This is a genomic window from Stenotrophomonas sp. AS012628 (assembly GCF_010608305.1).
Classification (GTDB): Bacteria; Pseudomonadota; Gammaproteobacteria; order Xanthomonadales; family Xanthomonadaceae; genus Stenotrophomonas; species Stenotrophomonas geniculata.
The window spans coordinates 42,287-56,245 of sequence record NZ_VMBJ01000019.1 but is presented as its reverse complement, the minus strand read 5'-3'; the positions used below and the strand labels follow the sequence as shown (position 1 = coordinate 56,245).

General features: G+C 67.5%; 14 protein-coding genes and 1 riboswitch. Of the genes, 6 read left to right on the top strand and 8 right to left on the bottom strand.

What is annotated here, in order from left to right; all coding sequences use genetic code 11:
- Nucleotides 1–34: 34 nt before the first annotated feature.
- Complete coding sequence (fabB, locus tag G5A07_RS10645; RefSeq protein WP_014645811.1) at nt 35–1,243, bottom strand: beta-ketoacyl-ACP synthase I; 1,209 nt, start codon at nt 1,241–1,243, stop codon at nt 35–37.
- Entirely contained in the window at nt 1,243–1,758 is a 516-nt protein-coding gene (gene fabA / locus G5A07_RS10640; RefSeq protein WP_005407930.1) for a 3-hydroxyacyl-[acyl-carrier-protein] dehydratase FabA, read from the bottom strand. Before fabA ends, fabB begins: the two co-directional genes overlap by 1 nt.
- A 191-nt stretch (nt 1,759–1,949) precedes the next feature.
- Here fabA and dinB point away from each other — a divergent pair, with 191 nt between their 5' ends.
- On the top strand, nt 1,950–3,044 hold the full coding sequence (dinB, locus tag G5A07_RS10635) for a DNA polymerase IV (protein ID WP_043398884.1): 1,095 nt from the start codon (nt 1,950–1,952) through the stop codon (nt 3,042–3,044).
- A 313-nt stretch (nt 3,045–3,357) separates the two neighbouring features.
- Here the strand turns inward: dinB and G5A07_RS10630 are convergent, their stop codons facing one another.
- Together G5A07_RS10630 and G5A07_RS10625 are read right to left on the bottom strand one after the other, a co-directional pair.
- The gene (locus tag G5A07_RS10630; RefSeq protein ID WP_010484107.1) at nt 3,358–4,269 is read right to left on the bottom strand and encodes an MBL fold metallo-hydrolase; all 912 of its coding nucleotides are present in this window, start codon (nt 4,267–4,269) and stop codon (nt 3,358–3,360) included.
- Nucleotides 4,270–4,360: 91 nt separating this feature from the next.
- Nucleotides 4,361–4,999 (bottom strand): NAD(P)H-binding protein, encoded by a 639-nt coding sequence (locus tag G5A07_RS10625; protein WP_043398852.1) that lies wholly within the window; start codon nt 4,997–4,999, stop codon nt 4,361–4,363.
- A 108-nt stretch (nt 5,000–5,107) separates the two neighbouring features.
- Here G5A07_RS10625 and G5A07_RS10620 point away from each other — a divergent pair, with 108 nt between their 5' ends.
- The 3 genes from G5A07_RS10620 (at nt 5,108) to gph (ending at nt 7,558) form a co-directional block, all read left to right on the top strand.
- A complete protein-coding gene (locus G5A07_RS10620) occupies nt 5,108–6,037 on the top strand; it encodes a LysR family transcriptional regulator (RefSeq protein WP_043398850.1) in 930 nt (309 codons plus the stop codon).
- A complete protein-coding gene (locus G5A07_RS10615; RefSeq protein ID WP_019338001.1) occupies nt 6,034–6,825 on the top strand; it encodes a class I SAM-dependent methyltransferase in 792 nt (263 codons plus the stop codon). Before G5A07_RS10620 ends, G5A07_RS10615 begins: the two co-directional genes overlap by 4 nt.
- A gap of 64 nt (nt 6,826–6,889) precedes the next feature.
- The gene (gph, locus tag G5A07_RS10610) at nt 6,890–7,558 is read left to right on the top strand and encodes a phosphoglycolate phosphatase (RefSeq protein WP_053442473.1); all 669 of its coding nucleotides are present in this window, start codon (nt 6,890–6,892) and stop codon (nt 7,556–7,558) included.
- A 90-nt stretch (nt 7,559–7,648) separates the two neighbouring features.
- Here the strand turns inward: gph and btuB are convergent, their stop codons facing one another.
- On the bottom strand, nt 7,649–9,493 hold the full coding sequence (gene btuB, locus G5A07_RS10605; protein WP_143994752.1) for a TonB-dependent vitamin B12 receptor: 1,845 nt from the start codon (nt 9,491–9,493) through the stop codon (nt 7,649–7,651).
- A 114-nt stretch (nt 9,494–9,607) separates the two neighbouring features.
- Nucleotides 9,608–9,831: riboswitch (cobalamin riboswitch) on the bottom strand.
- Nucleotides 9,832–9,973: 142 nt separating this feature from the next.
- Here btuB and G5A07_RS10600 point away from each other — a divergent pair.
- Nucleotides 9,974–10,552: a histidine phosphatase family protein gene (locus tag G5A07_RS10600; protein ID WP_010484101.1), complete on the top strand. Its 579-nt coding sequence runs from the start codon at nt 9,974–9,976 to the stop codon at nt 10,550–10,552.
- Nucleotides 10,553–10,641: 89 nt separating this feature from the next.
- Here G5A07_RS10600 and G5A07_RS10595 read toward each other — a convergent pair whose 3' ends face one another.
- Together G5A07_RS10595 and G5A07_RS10590 are read right to left on the bottom strand one after the other, a co-directional pair.
- Nucleotides 10,642–11,004 carry a TfoX/Sxy family protein gene (locus tag G5A07_RS10595; protein WP_049453288.1) on the bottom strand — a complete coding sequence of 121 codons (363 nt, stop codon included), beginning with the start codon at nt 11,002–11,004 and terminating at the stop codon, nt 10,642–10,644.
- Nucleotides 11,001–11,483: a GAF domain-containing protein gene (locus tag G5A07_RS10590; RefSeq protein WP_004140850.1), complete on the bottom strand. Its 483-nt coding sequence runs from the start codon at nt 11,481–11,483 to the stop codon at nt 11,001–11,003. The genes G5A07_RS10595 and G5A07_RS10590 overlap by 4 nt, the downstream gene beginning before the upstream one ends.
- A gap of 68 nt (nt 11,484–11,551) precedes the next feature.
- On the opposite strand from G5A07_RS10590, the gene bioD reads away from it, so the two are divergent.
- Nucleotides 11,552–12,238, top strand: coding sequence for a dethiobiotin synthase (bioD, locus tag G5A07_RS10585; RefSeq protein WP_053442476.1), 687 nt, complete (start codon nt 11,552–11,554; stop codon nt 12,236–12,238).
- A gap of 122 nt (nt 12,239–12,360) precedes the next feature.
- Here bioD and G5A07_RS10580 read toward each other — a convergent pair whose 3' ends face one another.
- Entirely contained in the window at nt 12,361–13,806 is a 1,446-nt protein-coding gene (locus G5A07_RS10580; RefSeq protein WP_171953787.1) for a PLP-dependent aminotransferase family protein, read from the bottom strand.
- Between the last annotated feature and the right edge of the window lie 153 nt (nt 13,807–13,959).

Here is a 13,959-nt window from a genome sequence, read left to right as displayed (position 1 = left end):
GGGTGCCGACCGTTGGTCGGCACACCTGCCCCCATCACACCCGCCCGAACACCAGCGCGGCGTTGGTGCCACCGAAGCCGAAGCTGTTGGACATCACCGTATCCAGCTTCTGCTCGCGGCTTTCGCGCAGGATCGGGAAGCTCTCCACCTTCGGGTCCAGTTCGCCGATGTTGGCCGAACCGGCGACGAAGCCATCGCGCATCATCAGCAGGCAGTAGATCGCCTCGTGCACGCTGGCCGCACCCAGCGAATGGCCGGACAGCGCCTTGGTCGAGGACAGCGGCGGCACCGCATCGCCGAACACTTCGCGGATCGCATTGAGCTCGGTGACGTCGCCCAGCGGCGTGGAGGTGCCGTGGGTGTTGAGGTAGTCCAGCGGGCGATCGACGCCCTGCAGCGCCATCTTCATGCAGCGCACCGCGCCTTCGCCGGACGGGGCGACCATGTCGGCGCCGTCGGAGGTCACGCCATAGCCGATCAGCTCGGCATGGATGTGCGCGCCGCGCGCAACGGCGTGGTCGTAGTCCTCCAGCACCAGCATGCCGCCGCCGCCGGCGATGACGAAGCCGTCGCGGTCCTTGTCGTAAGGGCGCGAGGCGCTGGCCGGGGTCTCGTTGAAGCTGGTCGACAGCGCGCCCATCGCATCGAACATCACGCTCATCGACCAGTGCAGGTCTTCACCGCCACCGGCGAACATGATGTCCTGCGCGCCATGGCGGATCATGTCCGCGGCGGCACCGATGCAGTGCGCCGAGGTCGCGCAGGCGGCCGACAGCGAATAGCTGACGCCCTTGATCTGGTAGGCCGTGGCCAGGCAGGCCGAGACCGTCGAGCACATCGTGCGCGGCACCATGTACGGCCCGACCTTGCGCACACCACGTTCGCGCAGCAGGTCGACCGCGCCGATCTGCCATTCGCTGGAGCCGCCGCCGGAACCGGCGATCAGGCCGGTGCGCAGGTTGCTGACCTGCTCGGGGCTGAGCCCGGCATCGGCGATGGCATCGCGCATGGACAGGTAGGCGAAGGCCGCCGCATCGCTCATGAAGCGCTTCTGCTTGCGGTCGATCAGCGCCTCCAGATCGAGGTCGACACGACCGCCAACCTGGCTGCGCAGGCCCGCTTCGGCGTGGTCGGCCAGGGCGGTGATACCCGAGCGCCCTTCGCGCAGCGCGGCCGAAACGGTATCCAGATCATTGCCGAGGCAGGACGTGATGCCCATGCCAGTGATGACGACGCGACGCATCAGAAGCTCCCGGTTTCAGTGAACAGGCCGACGCGCAGGTCGCGCGCGCTGTAGATTTCGCGGTCATCCACGTACATGCGCGCGTCCGACTGGGCCATCACCAGCTTGCGGTTGATGACACGGCTGATATCGATCTCGTAGCGCACCAGCTTGGCCTCCGGCAGCACCTGGCCGGTGAACTTCACTTCGCCACAGCCCAGCGCGCGGCCCTTGCCGGGGGCGCCCAGCCAGGTCAGGAAGAAGCCGGTCAGCTGCCACATGGCATCCAGGCCCAGGCAGCCGGGCATCACCGGGTCGCCGATGAAGTGGCAGCCGAAGAACCACAGGTCCGGGCGGATATCCAGTTCGGCGCGTACCATGCCTTTGCCATGCGGTCCGCCGTCCTCGCGGATGTCGGTGATGCGGTCGAACATCAGCATCGGATCGTTGGGCAAACGGCCGGCGGCGGTGCCGAACAGTTCACCGCGTGCGCTGGCCAGCAGCTGTTCGCGGTTGAACGCGTGGAGACGGGTCATGAAGCACAATCCTGGAAGCGGGGAAACAGGGAAACAAGCGCTCGAGGATGCCCGTGGAAACTGCGCCGATCAAACATTTCAACCGTACGCAACCGTAGTGTTTTCAATGGAATACGCGCATCCTGTTGATGTGCAACGACCATACTTCGGCGTGTGGCCCGTCCGGCACGCCCCCGCCCTTTCCGCCTGACATGACCCGACTGCGCAAGATCATCCACGTCGACATGGACGCGTTCTACGCGTCGGTGGAGCAGCGCGACGATCCGTCACTGCGCGGCAAGCCGGTGGTTGTGGCATGGCGTGGCGCGCGTTCGGTGGTGTGCGCGGCCTCGTACGAGGCACGCGTGTTCGGCGTGCGTTCGGCGATGCCCGCCGTGCGTGCCGAGCGCCTGTGCCCGGATGCGATCTTCGTGCCGCCGGACTTCGCACGTTACAAGGCGGTGTCACAGCAGGTGCGCGCGATCTTCCTGCGGCATACCGACCTGGTCGAGCCGTTGTCGCTGGACGAGGCCTACCTCGATGTGACCGAGCCGAAGAGCGGCATCGAACTGGCCACCGACATCGCCCGCACCATCCGCGCGCAGATCCGCGAGGAAACGAACCTGACTGCTTCAGCTGGCATCGCGCCAAACAAGTTCCTGGCCAAGATCGCCTCGGACTGGCGCAAACCTGATGGCCAGTTCGTGATCCCCCCGCAGCGGGTGGACGCGTTCCTGCAGCCGTTGCCAGTGAACCGGGTGCCCGGCGTCGGCAAGGTGATGGAAGGAAAACTTGCCGCGCGCGGCATCGTCACCTGCGGCGATCTGCGGCAGTGGGCGTTGATCGACCTGGAAGAAGCATTCGGCAGCTTCGGCCGCAGCCTGTACAACCGTGCACGCGGCATCGACGAGCGGCCGGTGGAACCGGACCAGCAGGTGCAGTCGATTTCCTCGGAGGACACCTTCGCCGAAGACCTGCCGCTGGAAGACCTGGGCGAAGCGATCGTGCAGCTGGCGGAGAAGACCTGGAAGGCCACGCGCAAGACCGAACGCGTCGGCCACACCGTGGTGCTGAAACTGAAGACCGCGCAGTTCCGCATCCTCACCCGCAGCTTCACCCCGGAGCGCCCGCCGGAATCGATGGAAGAACTGCGCGACATCGCACTGGCCCTGCGCGCCCGCGTCGACCTGCCGGCGGAGACCCGTTACCGTTTGGTCGGCGTCGGGCTCGGCGGCTTCCGCGAGAAGGAGCCGGTGGTGCAGGGGGAATTGTTCGAGCACGACATGAACAAACCCACAGATACCTAATCATCAAACAGTGGGGTCAGAGCCCGTTGCGCAGCAACGGGCTCTGACCCCGTGCCGACCAACGGTCGGCACCCACCATCAGCAGCAGGTTCCGACAGATAGCGGGAAACTGTCGAAGGCGGGGTGGGTCCGGTTGCGGGGGCGTGAGCCGCATGGATGCGGCGACCGAGCTTACATGGACGTACTTGCAGCGCCCCCCGCAACCGGACCCACCCCGCCAACCCTCAGGAGACCAGCTTTTGCTGTTGCTTCGGCTGTTGCCGTTGCATTGAGCAGGTGCAGGGCGCAGCCCTGCAAAAGAAAACTTCCTACCTCACGGCCACTGCATCTCGCCCTTGGCCACCTTCGCACTCAGCTCCAGCGATGCGACGCCATCCAGCTTCGGGTAGCGCGACTGCATTGCTTTCACCAGTGCCGCACTGTCCTTGGCCTTGGCCGCCTCGGCATCGAACGCGCGGATGTAATCTGCGGTGAAGCGCAGCGCACTCGAATCCAGTGCGGCACCCGGTGCGTAATGCCCCGGTACCACTACTTTCGGCTTCAACGCCTGCAACCGCTGCAGGGTCTGCAGCCAGTCGGTGTGCGACTTCGGCGTCTGCGTGTCGGCCATCCACACGTGCTCACCGGCCACCACCGGAATGCCACCGACGATCGCACGCAGCGACGGCACCCACAGCACCGTGCGGTCCGGGGTCGGTCCGTCCAGGCCGATCAGCGGCAGGCGCTGGCCTTCCAGTTGCAGGGCATCGCCATCCAGCACCTGCGGCACCACGATGCGGGCCGGCACGTCGGCACCCATCTTCGGGCCCCAGTAGGCCAGCTTGCCGGCCTGTGTCTGCTGGATGTGGGCAACGGTCTGTGCGGTAGCGACGATGCGCGCCTTCGGGAACGCATCCTGCAGCGTGGCCAGGCCGAAGTAGTAGTCCGGATCGCCGTGGCTGATGTAGATCGTGGTCAGCTGCTTGCCGCTGGCGCGGATCAGCTCGACCAGCTTGCGCGCGTCGCTGGCGCCAAACTGCGCATTGACCAGGATCGCATCGTGGCGGCCTTCGATCAGTACCGAGGACACCGAGAACATCGCCTGCGGGCCGGGATGGAAGGTCTGCAGGTGCAGCTGGGATTTCGTCGCCGCCGTCGGCGCCGTGGTGGCCGGGGCGGCCAGCAGCGGCGCACTGGTGAAGCTGGCGGCCAGGGCGAGGGGAAGCAGCAGGGCAGCGGTACGCATGGGAATTCCTTGTGTAGAGCCGGGCCAATGCCCGGCTGCATGTTCGCGTAGAGCCGAGCGCGGGCTTGGCTCTACATGGGACGTGCGTGGATCAATACGCTGCGGTGATGATCTGCTTCGGGTACTGGTGCGCTTCCAGCTCGGCGACGAACGCTGCACCGTAGTCGGCGTAGCTGATGCGGCTGTGGCCGCTGGCATCGGCCAGGAAGGCCTTGGGCTGCACGCGGTACTGGCCGCGCTCTTCGCCCGGGCCGATTTCTGCGGCCGGCGAGAAGAAGGTCCAGTCCAGGTCGTCCACTGCCTGCAGGCGGTTGAACGCCTCGCGATGGGCCAGCGCGTACGGCTTGTAGGCCTCCGGGAAGTCGGGGGTATCGACCAGCTGCACGCCGGGCGCGACTTCCAGGCTGCCGGCACCACCGACCACCACCAGGCGCGGTACGCCGGCCTTGCGTGCGGCGGCGGCCAACTGCGCGGCGACCTCGCCCACACGGCCGATGTCATCGCCGGGGCGCGGGCCGTAGGCACTGGCCAGCACGTCGTGGCCGGCAATGGCGGCGACCAGCGCATCCAGGTCGTCCAACGAGGCGACCACCGGATGCGCACCGGCCAGTTCAGCCGGAAGGTCCTGCGCGCTGCGCACGATGACAGTGAGTTCGTGGCCGCGGGCCAGCGCGTGGCGGGCGATCTGGCGGCCGATGTTGCCGGTGGAACCAACGAGGGCGATCTTCATGGCAGGACTCCGTGGGGCGGTGTGGGGTGGGAATGGGGTCACTCTAGGCTGCTGCAGTTGATCGAAAAACAGCGTATAACGCGTTTGTTTGTTGCAGGAATCGAGCAGATGGACCGACTGACCGCCATGACCGTGTTCGTCGAGGTGGCCGAGCGCGGCAGCCTCACCGCCGCCGCCGAGGTGCTGGACATGTCGCGGGCGATGGTCTCCCGCTACCTGGCCGAGGTTGAAGGGTGGCTGGGTGCGCGCCTGCTGCACCGGACCACGCGCCGGATCAGCCTGACCGGCCCCGGCGAGGCGGCGCTGGCGCGCTTCCGGCAGATGCTGGCGATCGGCGAAGAACTGCAGGGCGAGCTGGCCAGTGATGATCCCGAGCCGCACGGCACGCTGCGGGTGACCGCCAGCGTGTCGTTCGGGCAGAGCCACCTGGCACGGGCCGTGGCCGGCTTCGTTGCGCGCCATCCGGCGGCACGCATCGAGCTGCTGCTGGTCGACCGCACGGTGAACCTGGTGGAAGAGCGGGTGGACCTGGCCGTGCGCATCGCGCGCCAGATCGACCCCAGCCTGATCGCACGGCGCCTGGCCACCTGCCGCTCGGTGTTGTGCGCGACGCCGTCCTACCTGCAGGTGCGTGGCACGCCGACCGCCCCCGAGCACCTGGCCGCGCACAACTGCCTGACCCACCATTACGTCGGTAAAAGCCTGTGGCAGCTGCACCGCGATGGACGTTCGCTGTCGGTGGCGGTGGGCGGCAACATCAGCGCGAACGAGGCCTCGCTGCTGCTGGAGGCGGTGCGGGCCGGTGCCGGTATCGCCATGCTGCCGACCTACCAGGTGGCGCCGCTGCTGCGCAGTGGCGAGCTGATCGAACTGCTGCCCGAATTCAGCCTGGACGAACTCGGCATTCATGCCGTGTACGCGTCACGGCGCCAGCAGCCCGCTATCATGCGGCGATTCCTGGATTTCCTGGGCGAGTGTTTCGCCAGCCCGGCCTTCCAGGATCTGGATTGGCGCCCACCGGGCAAGGAGAACACATGAACCATGGACAGGCCTTGATCGACCACAACCGTGCTGCCTGGGACCGCCAGGCCAGCGAAGTGCGCGAATGGTCGCGCCCGGTGGAAAGTTCAACGATCGCCGCCGCGCGCGAAGGCCGCTGGCAGGTGCACCTGACGCCCCGCGCGCTGCCGCTGGACTGGATGGGTGATGTGCGCGGCCGTCGCATCCTGTGCCTGGCCTCGGGCGGTGGCCAGCAGGCACCGGTGCTGGCCGCTGCGGGCGCTGACGTCACCGTGTTCGACCTGTCCGACGGGCAGCTGGAACAGGACCGCAGGGTCGCTGCGCGCGATGGCCTGCAGCTGCGCACCGTGCAGGGTGACATGCGCGATCTGCACGTGTTCGCCAACGACAGTTTCGACGTGGTGTTCCACCCGATCTCGAACCTGTACGTGCCTGACGTGCGCCCGGTGTGGACCGAATGCCGCCGTGTGCTGGCACGCGATGGCATGCTGATGGCCAGCTTCTACAACCCGGTGCTGTTCGTCGGTGCGCGCGATCCGCAGCTGGACGCACAGGGCCTGATCCGGCCGCAGTACGCCATTCCCTATTCGGACCTGGAAGACCTGCCGCCAGCCGAGCGCGAGGCGAAGCTGGCACGGGGCGATGCACTGACCTTCGGCCACAGCCTGACCGAACTGATCGGTGGCCAGCTGGATGCCGGCTTCATCATCGATCGCTTCATGGAGGACTGGCAGCCGCAGCCGCGTTTCCTGATCGACCGTTACCTGCCCACGTTCCTGGCTACCCGCGCGCGCCGGATCGGCTGAGGCGGATCGGTGCAAAAACCAGCGGCGTACAATGGACGGCCCCACGTCATGCAGGTGCCGTCCCTTGTCGTATCCCTATCCACTGGTCGTGTTCGACCTTGATGGCACGCTGGTCGACAGCGCAGCTGATATCGCCGAAGCGCTGAACCGCACGCTGGAGGACATCGGTGTGGCACGCGTACCGGAAGCCACGGTGCTGGGCTGGATCGGCGACGGTGTGCGCCGCCTGGTCGAGCAGGCCGTGCATGCCGCGGGTCGTGAGGTCGACCTGGCCGAGGTCATGCCGGTCTTCATGGTGCACTACCGCGAATGCCTGCTGCGCAGCCCGCGCCTGTTCGATGGCGTGGGTGAAGCGCTGGCGCAACTGCGTGCACGCAACGTGCCGCTGGCGATCTGCACCAACAAGCCCGAAGCGCTGGTGCCACCGCTGCTGCAGCACCTGGGCATCGGTGATGCGTTCGCGCTGATACTGGGCGGCGATTCGCTGCCGCAGCGCAAGCCCAGTGGCGAACCGTTGCGGCACATCGCTGCGCACTTCGGGCTGCCGGTGGACGCCTGCCTGATGGTGGGTGATTCGTTGACCGACTACCGCGCCGCCGAAGAGGCAGGCATGCCGATCGCGCTGGTGCGTTACGGCTACCCGCGCGGCCTGGACATGGCCACCGCGCATGCGGTGGCGGTGATCGACGATCTGCGTGAATTGCCGGGGTTGGCCGCCGGCGTCCCGGTGTAGAGCCGAGCCCATGCTCGGCTGCTTTGCTGCCTGAGCCGAGCATGGGCTCGGCTCTACAGAGAAAGCGCCGGGAATGCCCGGCGCGTTTCCTCATTTCGGCTGGTAACGCACGCTCAACTGGTACTCACGGCCGGGCTGGTTGAACCACGCCACGGTCTCGTAGTTGCGGTCGAACACGTTGGCGGCACGCGCCAGCAGCGACCACGACGGCGTCAGCGCGTACTCGGCGCGCAGGTCCAGCGTGCCGTAGCCGCCAACCTTCACCGAGTTGCTGGCGTTGTCAAAGCGCTTGCCCGCGCCCTGTACGGTCAGGCCGGCGCGGAAATCGCCGAAGCGACGGTCGATGTCCAGGCGCGCGGTCTGCTGTGCACGGCGCGGCAGCCAGTTGTCAAACTGGGTGCTGCCGTAGGTGCGGTTGCGCGGGTCGGTGTAGCTCAGCTGCGCGTTGATGTCGAAGCCGGCCAGCAGCACGCCACCGGTCAGCTCGGCACCACGGATGCGCGCCTTCTCCACCTGCTGCATTTTCATCGTGGACGCATCGTAGGTGATCAGGTCATCGATGCGGGTTTCGTACACATCCATGCCCCAGTGCCAGCCCTGGCCCTGCTGCGAAACGCCGAGGTTGGCGCTCTTGGACTTCTCCGGATTCAACGTCGGCACGCCGCTCCACGGGTCGTACAGGTCGCTGAAGGTCGGTGCCTTGAACGCGGTGCCGTAGCTGGCGTTGACGCGCAGGCCGTGGCCCAGTTCCATCGCCCAGCCAACGCTGCCGGTGGCGTGGTTGCCGAACTGCTGGTTGTCGTCGTTGCGGGCGCTGGCCTGCAGTTGGTGGCGGCCGAAGCGGCCCTGGTACTGCACGAACACGCCGGTGTTGCGGCGGCTGTCGACGAGATACCCGGCGCTGCTGCCGTCCAGATTGTCTTCGCTCCAGTCCACGCCGGCACTCAGCAGCTGGCCCTCGGCCACACCGAAGTCACCCTGCAGCGAGGCGCTGTCACGATGGGTCTGCGCGCTGCCAAACACCCCCGGTGCGCCGAAGTTGTCGGACTCATTGTCGCTGCGGCCGACGTTGGCGGTGAACGCCAGGCGCTCCGACGGGGTGTAGCGCACCTTGCCGGCCAGCACCTGCTGGCGGGTCTCGGAGTAGTTGTAGTAGCCGTCGTAATGGTTCTTGCCATCGGCGCGCAGTGCGCTGCCTTCCACGTTCCACTGGTCGTTGAAGCTGTAACCGCCGCGCAGGCTCTTGGACAGGTTGCGGTAGCCGTCGCGGTCGTGCTCGTCGGCAAAGCAGCCCGCGGTGAACACCGAGGAAGAACCGCGGCAGGCATCGATGCCGTCGGAATGCTGGTAGGCGATGTCGGCACCGAACCAGCCGCGCTCGGTGCCGCCACCAATGCCGCCGCTGGCTTCGCGCAGCCCGTTGCTGCCGCCGCCGAGCTGGAAGTGCGGAGCGAAATCGCCCTGGTTGCGGCGGGTGAAGATCTGGATCACGCCACCGATGGCGTCGGCACCGTACAGACTGGACTGCGGGCCGCGAACGATTTCGACGCGCTCGATCTGCGCCAGCGGCAGGTCCTGGTACATGGCCAGGCCGAGGTCGGCACTGTTGATGCGCACGCCGTCGACCAGCACCACGGTGTGGCCCGAGTTGGTGCCGCGCAGGAACAGCGAGCTCTGCTTGCCGAGGCCGCCGGCATTGGTCAGGTTGATGCCGGCGCGGCCGCGCAGCAGCTCCTGCAGCGAGGTGGCCTGGCTGGATTCGATCTGCGCGCGGTCGATCACCTGCGCCGGCGCGATACTGTCCTGCAGCGCGATCGGGGTGCGGGTGGCGGTGACCAGGATCTGGTCGAGCGCAGTGGTGTCATCGGCGGCCTGGGCCAGCGCGGGCAGGGTGGCCAGCACGGCCAGGGACAGCATTCGGGACTGCAGCTTCATGGGGGACTCCAGGTGCCACGCACGCCCGCGTGGCGAAGGGGAGGAGCCGCGAAGGCAGGCATGCGCCGACGCCGCAGCGCAGGCTGCGGTCATCCAGCGCCATGCCCACCGCATCGCGACCTGAGGCTTCCGGGCCGGTCTCCGGGCTTGCCGCCGGGTGGCCTGGGGCCACCGTCCAGGCGCCTTCCCATGCCTGCGGCACAGTGGCGGTGTAGCCTGGAACTGACGTGCTTACCGTTGCGGGGGCAGCGCCGGCCTGGCGTGGAATCACGCGTCACCGGCTTCCCGTTTCAACCTGCCGGCCACGGCCGCAGGTCACCTGGAAGTGCGCGCAGTCTACGGCATCGCAGGCGGCCCGTAGCGCCGCGCGTGCTCGACTGCCTTTGCCGTGCCTTTAGAATGGCCCCTTGATCCCGTGGTGCCGTTGCCGATGTCCGCCTGTTTTCCGCTGTTCCCGCGTCGCCTGTACAGGACGCGCGCATGATCCTCGACCTGGTCCGCCATGCCGGCAACGGTCGCGATGAGTTCCTCGATGGCCGCAACGATCCACCGCAGCTGGCCCGCCTGCCGCAGGAACTGGTCGACGCCTACGCCGCGCAGCCCTGGGAGCGGGTGATCAGTTCGCCACGGCTGCGCTCGCTGCACACGGCGATGGCCCTGGCCACCCCGCGTGGGCTGGACGTGGAAGCGGACGAGGAATGGGAAGAGCTGGATTTCGGCGATTGGGACGGGCAGTCGCTGTTCGACCTGCCGGAGGATGCACTGGCGGCCTTCCACGCCGATCCGCATGCATTCCCGCCGCCGAACGGCGAAAGCTGGGGCCACTTTGAACGGCGCATCGCGCGCGCGCTCGATCGCCTGCTCGATGAGGACGATCCGGTGCCGACGCTGGTGGTCAGCCATGGTGGCCCGCTGCGCATGGTGCTGTCGCAGGTCTGCGGCCTGCCAATGTCGTTGTGCTGGGCCCTGCGCATCGACCACGGCACGCGCCTGCGGGTGTGGCTGGAACGCGGTGAGGTCGGGCTGGTGGGCGAGCTGCTGGAGCTGCAGCAGCCCTGATCTGCTCTTGTAGAGCCGAGCCATGCTCGGCTGCACTTCGATCAGAACAGCCAGCCTAGCGTGGGCTCGGCGCTACAGAAGGGCGCGGCTCAATCCTCGTCCGCGCCCTCGGCAACGCTGTCTTCAGCGTCATCGTCGGCATCGAAGCGCTGCTCATGTACCGGGCCCGACGCCGGGCCGGCCGCCTTCAGCGGATGCGCGGCGATGCGTGCTTCGTAATCCTGCACCAGCGCATCGCGCTGCGGCTCGCTCAGTTCCTGCCAGTGGCAGTCCAGCAGCGCGCCTTCCAGGGAATACAGCAGGTTCAGGCTGGGCTTGAAGCCCGCGCGCTTGACCTTGACGAAGGCGCCCACGGCACCGATCGCAACCAGGTCTTCGCGGCTGCGCAGGCCGACCTGGCGCAGCCACGCCGCACTTTTCGGGCCGATGTTGCGCAGCTTCGGTGCGCTCATCCCAGCGCCTCGACGAACACGCGGGCGATGGCTTCCAGGCCGGCCTGGTCGTCGGCATCGAAACGTCCGACCTTCGGGCTGTCGATATCGAACACGCCGATCAGTTCATCACCGCGCAGCAGCGGCACCACCAGCTCCGAACGCGAGGCAGAATCGCAGGCGATGTGGCCTGGGAAGGCATCGACGTCGTCCACGCGCTGGGTCACGCGCTGGCTGGCGGCGGCACCACACACGCCCTTGTCCAGCGGAATGCGCACGCAGGCCGGCAGGCCCTGGAACGGGCCGACCACCAGTTCCTTGCCGTCGTACAGGTAGAAGCCCACCCAGTTCAGGTCGGGCAGGGCGTGATAGACCAGTGCGGAGAGGTTGGCCGCGTTGGCGATGCGGTCGGACTCGGCGTAGACCAGGCCACGGGCCTGTTCCAGCAGCTGGGCGTATTGTTCCGGCTTGCTGCCGGTGAGCGAGGCATTGGCGAACATGCCTGCAGTCTAGCAAGTGCACCGGGCCGGCGATAATGCACGCACTGTTGCCCTGTTGGAGCCCATCGATGCCGTTGCCCGCTACGCTGCCGCCCGCCCTGTTCGTTACCGGCACCGACACCGAAATCGGCAAGACCGCGGCCAGCACCGCGCTGCTGCATGCACTGCGCCAGCGTGGCCTGCGCGCGGTGGGCATGAAGCCCGTGGCCAGCGGCAGCGAGGATCTGGGGCAGGGCCTGCGCAACGAGGACGCGCTGGCGCTGCAGGAGGCCAGCTGGCCGGTGCCGGACTATGCCGACCTGAATCCCTATGCGCTGCGGCAGCCGCTGGCACCGGAGCTGGCCGCTGCCGAGGACGGCGTGCAGGTGGCGCTGGCGCCGATCGTGGCCGCGTTCGAACGCCTGCGCGCGAAGGCCGATATCGTCGTGGTGGAGGGCGTGGGCGGTTGGCTGGCGCCGGTCTCGGCCACGCTGGATCAGCTCGACCTGGTGCGCGCGCTGAAGTTGCCGGTGCTGCTGGTGGTGGGCATGCGGCTGGGCTGCGTCAACCACGCGCGATTGACCGCGCAGTCGCTGCAGGCCAGCGGCGTGGAGTGCCTGGGCTGGATCGGCAACCACATCGACCCGGCGATGCAGCGGCAGGATGAAAACTTCGCCACGCTGCGGCAGCGCCTGCCGATGCCGTGCTGGGGGCGGCTGCCGCATCTTCCGGGGGCGGATGGCGAAGCGCTGAGCGCGCACCTGCTCGACGCCTGAATTGCTGAAACGCGAAATCGATGCCGGAGAGGGTAGAGTCGACTGTCAGTCGACTCGCGCGCGCAGCGCGGGATTTTCGGGCATCCGGTGAAGAGCAGTCGACTAACAGTCGACTCTACCTATCAATCAGCCCGCGCCAGCTCCCGCGCAATCGCACCCAGCCGCTCCACCGCGCCGATGAAGCGCGCATCCAGCGTCTGGCAGCACGACAGCCGCAGGCAATGCCGGTAGCGCGCGCCGCGCGAATACACCTGGCCGGGCATGAACACGATATCCTCCTGCAGTGCACGCTCGAACAGCTCGCGCGTATCCACGCCCGGCAGTTCCAGCCACAGCAGGAACCCGCCCTGTGGTTCGGTGGCGCGGGTACCGGGCGGGAAATGTTCGGCCACCAGCTGGCGCAGCCGCCCAACCTGTTCGCGATACAGACGACGCATGCGATGCAGGTGGTGCTCGTAGCTGCCCGCTTCCAGGTACGCGGCCACTGCATCGCCGAGCAGCTGCGGCTCGCCGCCGGTGGACTGGAATTTCAGCAGCGCGATGCGCTCGGCGAAGCGGCCGCCATCCAGCCAGCCGATGCGGTAATCCGGCGCCAGCGTCTTGGAGAAACCACCGACCACCATCACCCAGCCGTCGCGATCAAAGGCCTTCAGCAAGGGTGCCGGCGGTTCGCAGAACTGCAGCTCGGCATACACCGCATCTTCGATCAGTGGCAGCTGGCGCGCGTTGACCAGTTCTGCCAGGCGTTGCTTGGCCACTGTCGGCATGGTGCAGCCCAGCGGGTTGTGCACGGTCGGCATCACCACCAGTGCGGCCAGCGGCGTGTGCTCGAGCAGCGCATCCAGCGCATCCACGTCGAGCCCGTGCTGCGGGTGTGTGGGCAGTTCGATGGCCTGCAGGCCCAGGTTGGCCAACAACGGGTAGAGGTTGAAGTAGGACGGCGCCTCGATGCCCACCGCATCACCTGGCTGGGTGACTGCACGCAACGCCAGCTGCAGCGCTTCCATTGCACCGTGGGTCAGCAGCAGGCGCTCGGCGTGGGTGTGCAGGCCCATGCGCGGACCACGGCGCACGATCTGCGCCAGCAGCCGCGGCGAACCATTCGGGCGTGCGTAGGTCTCCACCGTCTGCTGGCCATGGCGCAGTACCTGCGCGGTGTGCCTGGCCAACTGCGCGCCGGGGTAGAACTGGCGACCGCGCGGGCCGGCGAAGGCCAGGTCGATCACGCCCGGGCGGCGCTGTGCTTCCAGCACGCGGGCCATCAGTACCTGCTGCAGTGGTGCGGTGGGCGCGGACGGGGTGTCACGCAGCGAACGTTCCGGCACCGACAGTCGTGGCGCCACCTCGAAACCGGCCTTGGGCCGCGGAATCACCAGGCCGGCGTCCTCCAGCTGGCGATAGGCGGCAATCACCGTGTTCAGGCTGAGCCTGCGCTGCAGGGCCATCTGTCGCAGCGAGGGCAGGCGGCTGCCTACTGGAAGCCGGCCGCCGTGGATGGCCTCGGCCAGTTCGTCGGACAGCCGTTGGTAGCGGGGTGGGATCATCGCGCTCTGGTCATCTGTATCCATCGAATTTCCCGCCATCTGGTGCTGTACCCATGATGATGGCGAGACTAGCATGTCGTTGTCGGCCGGGCCTGATCGGGGCGCGGCCGATACTTCCCAAGCGCACGGCTGGATGGCCGTGCGTCTTTTTTTTTTGTGTGTAGAGCCGAGCATCGA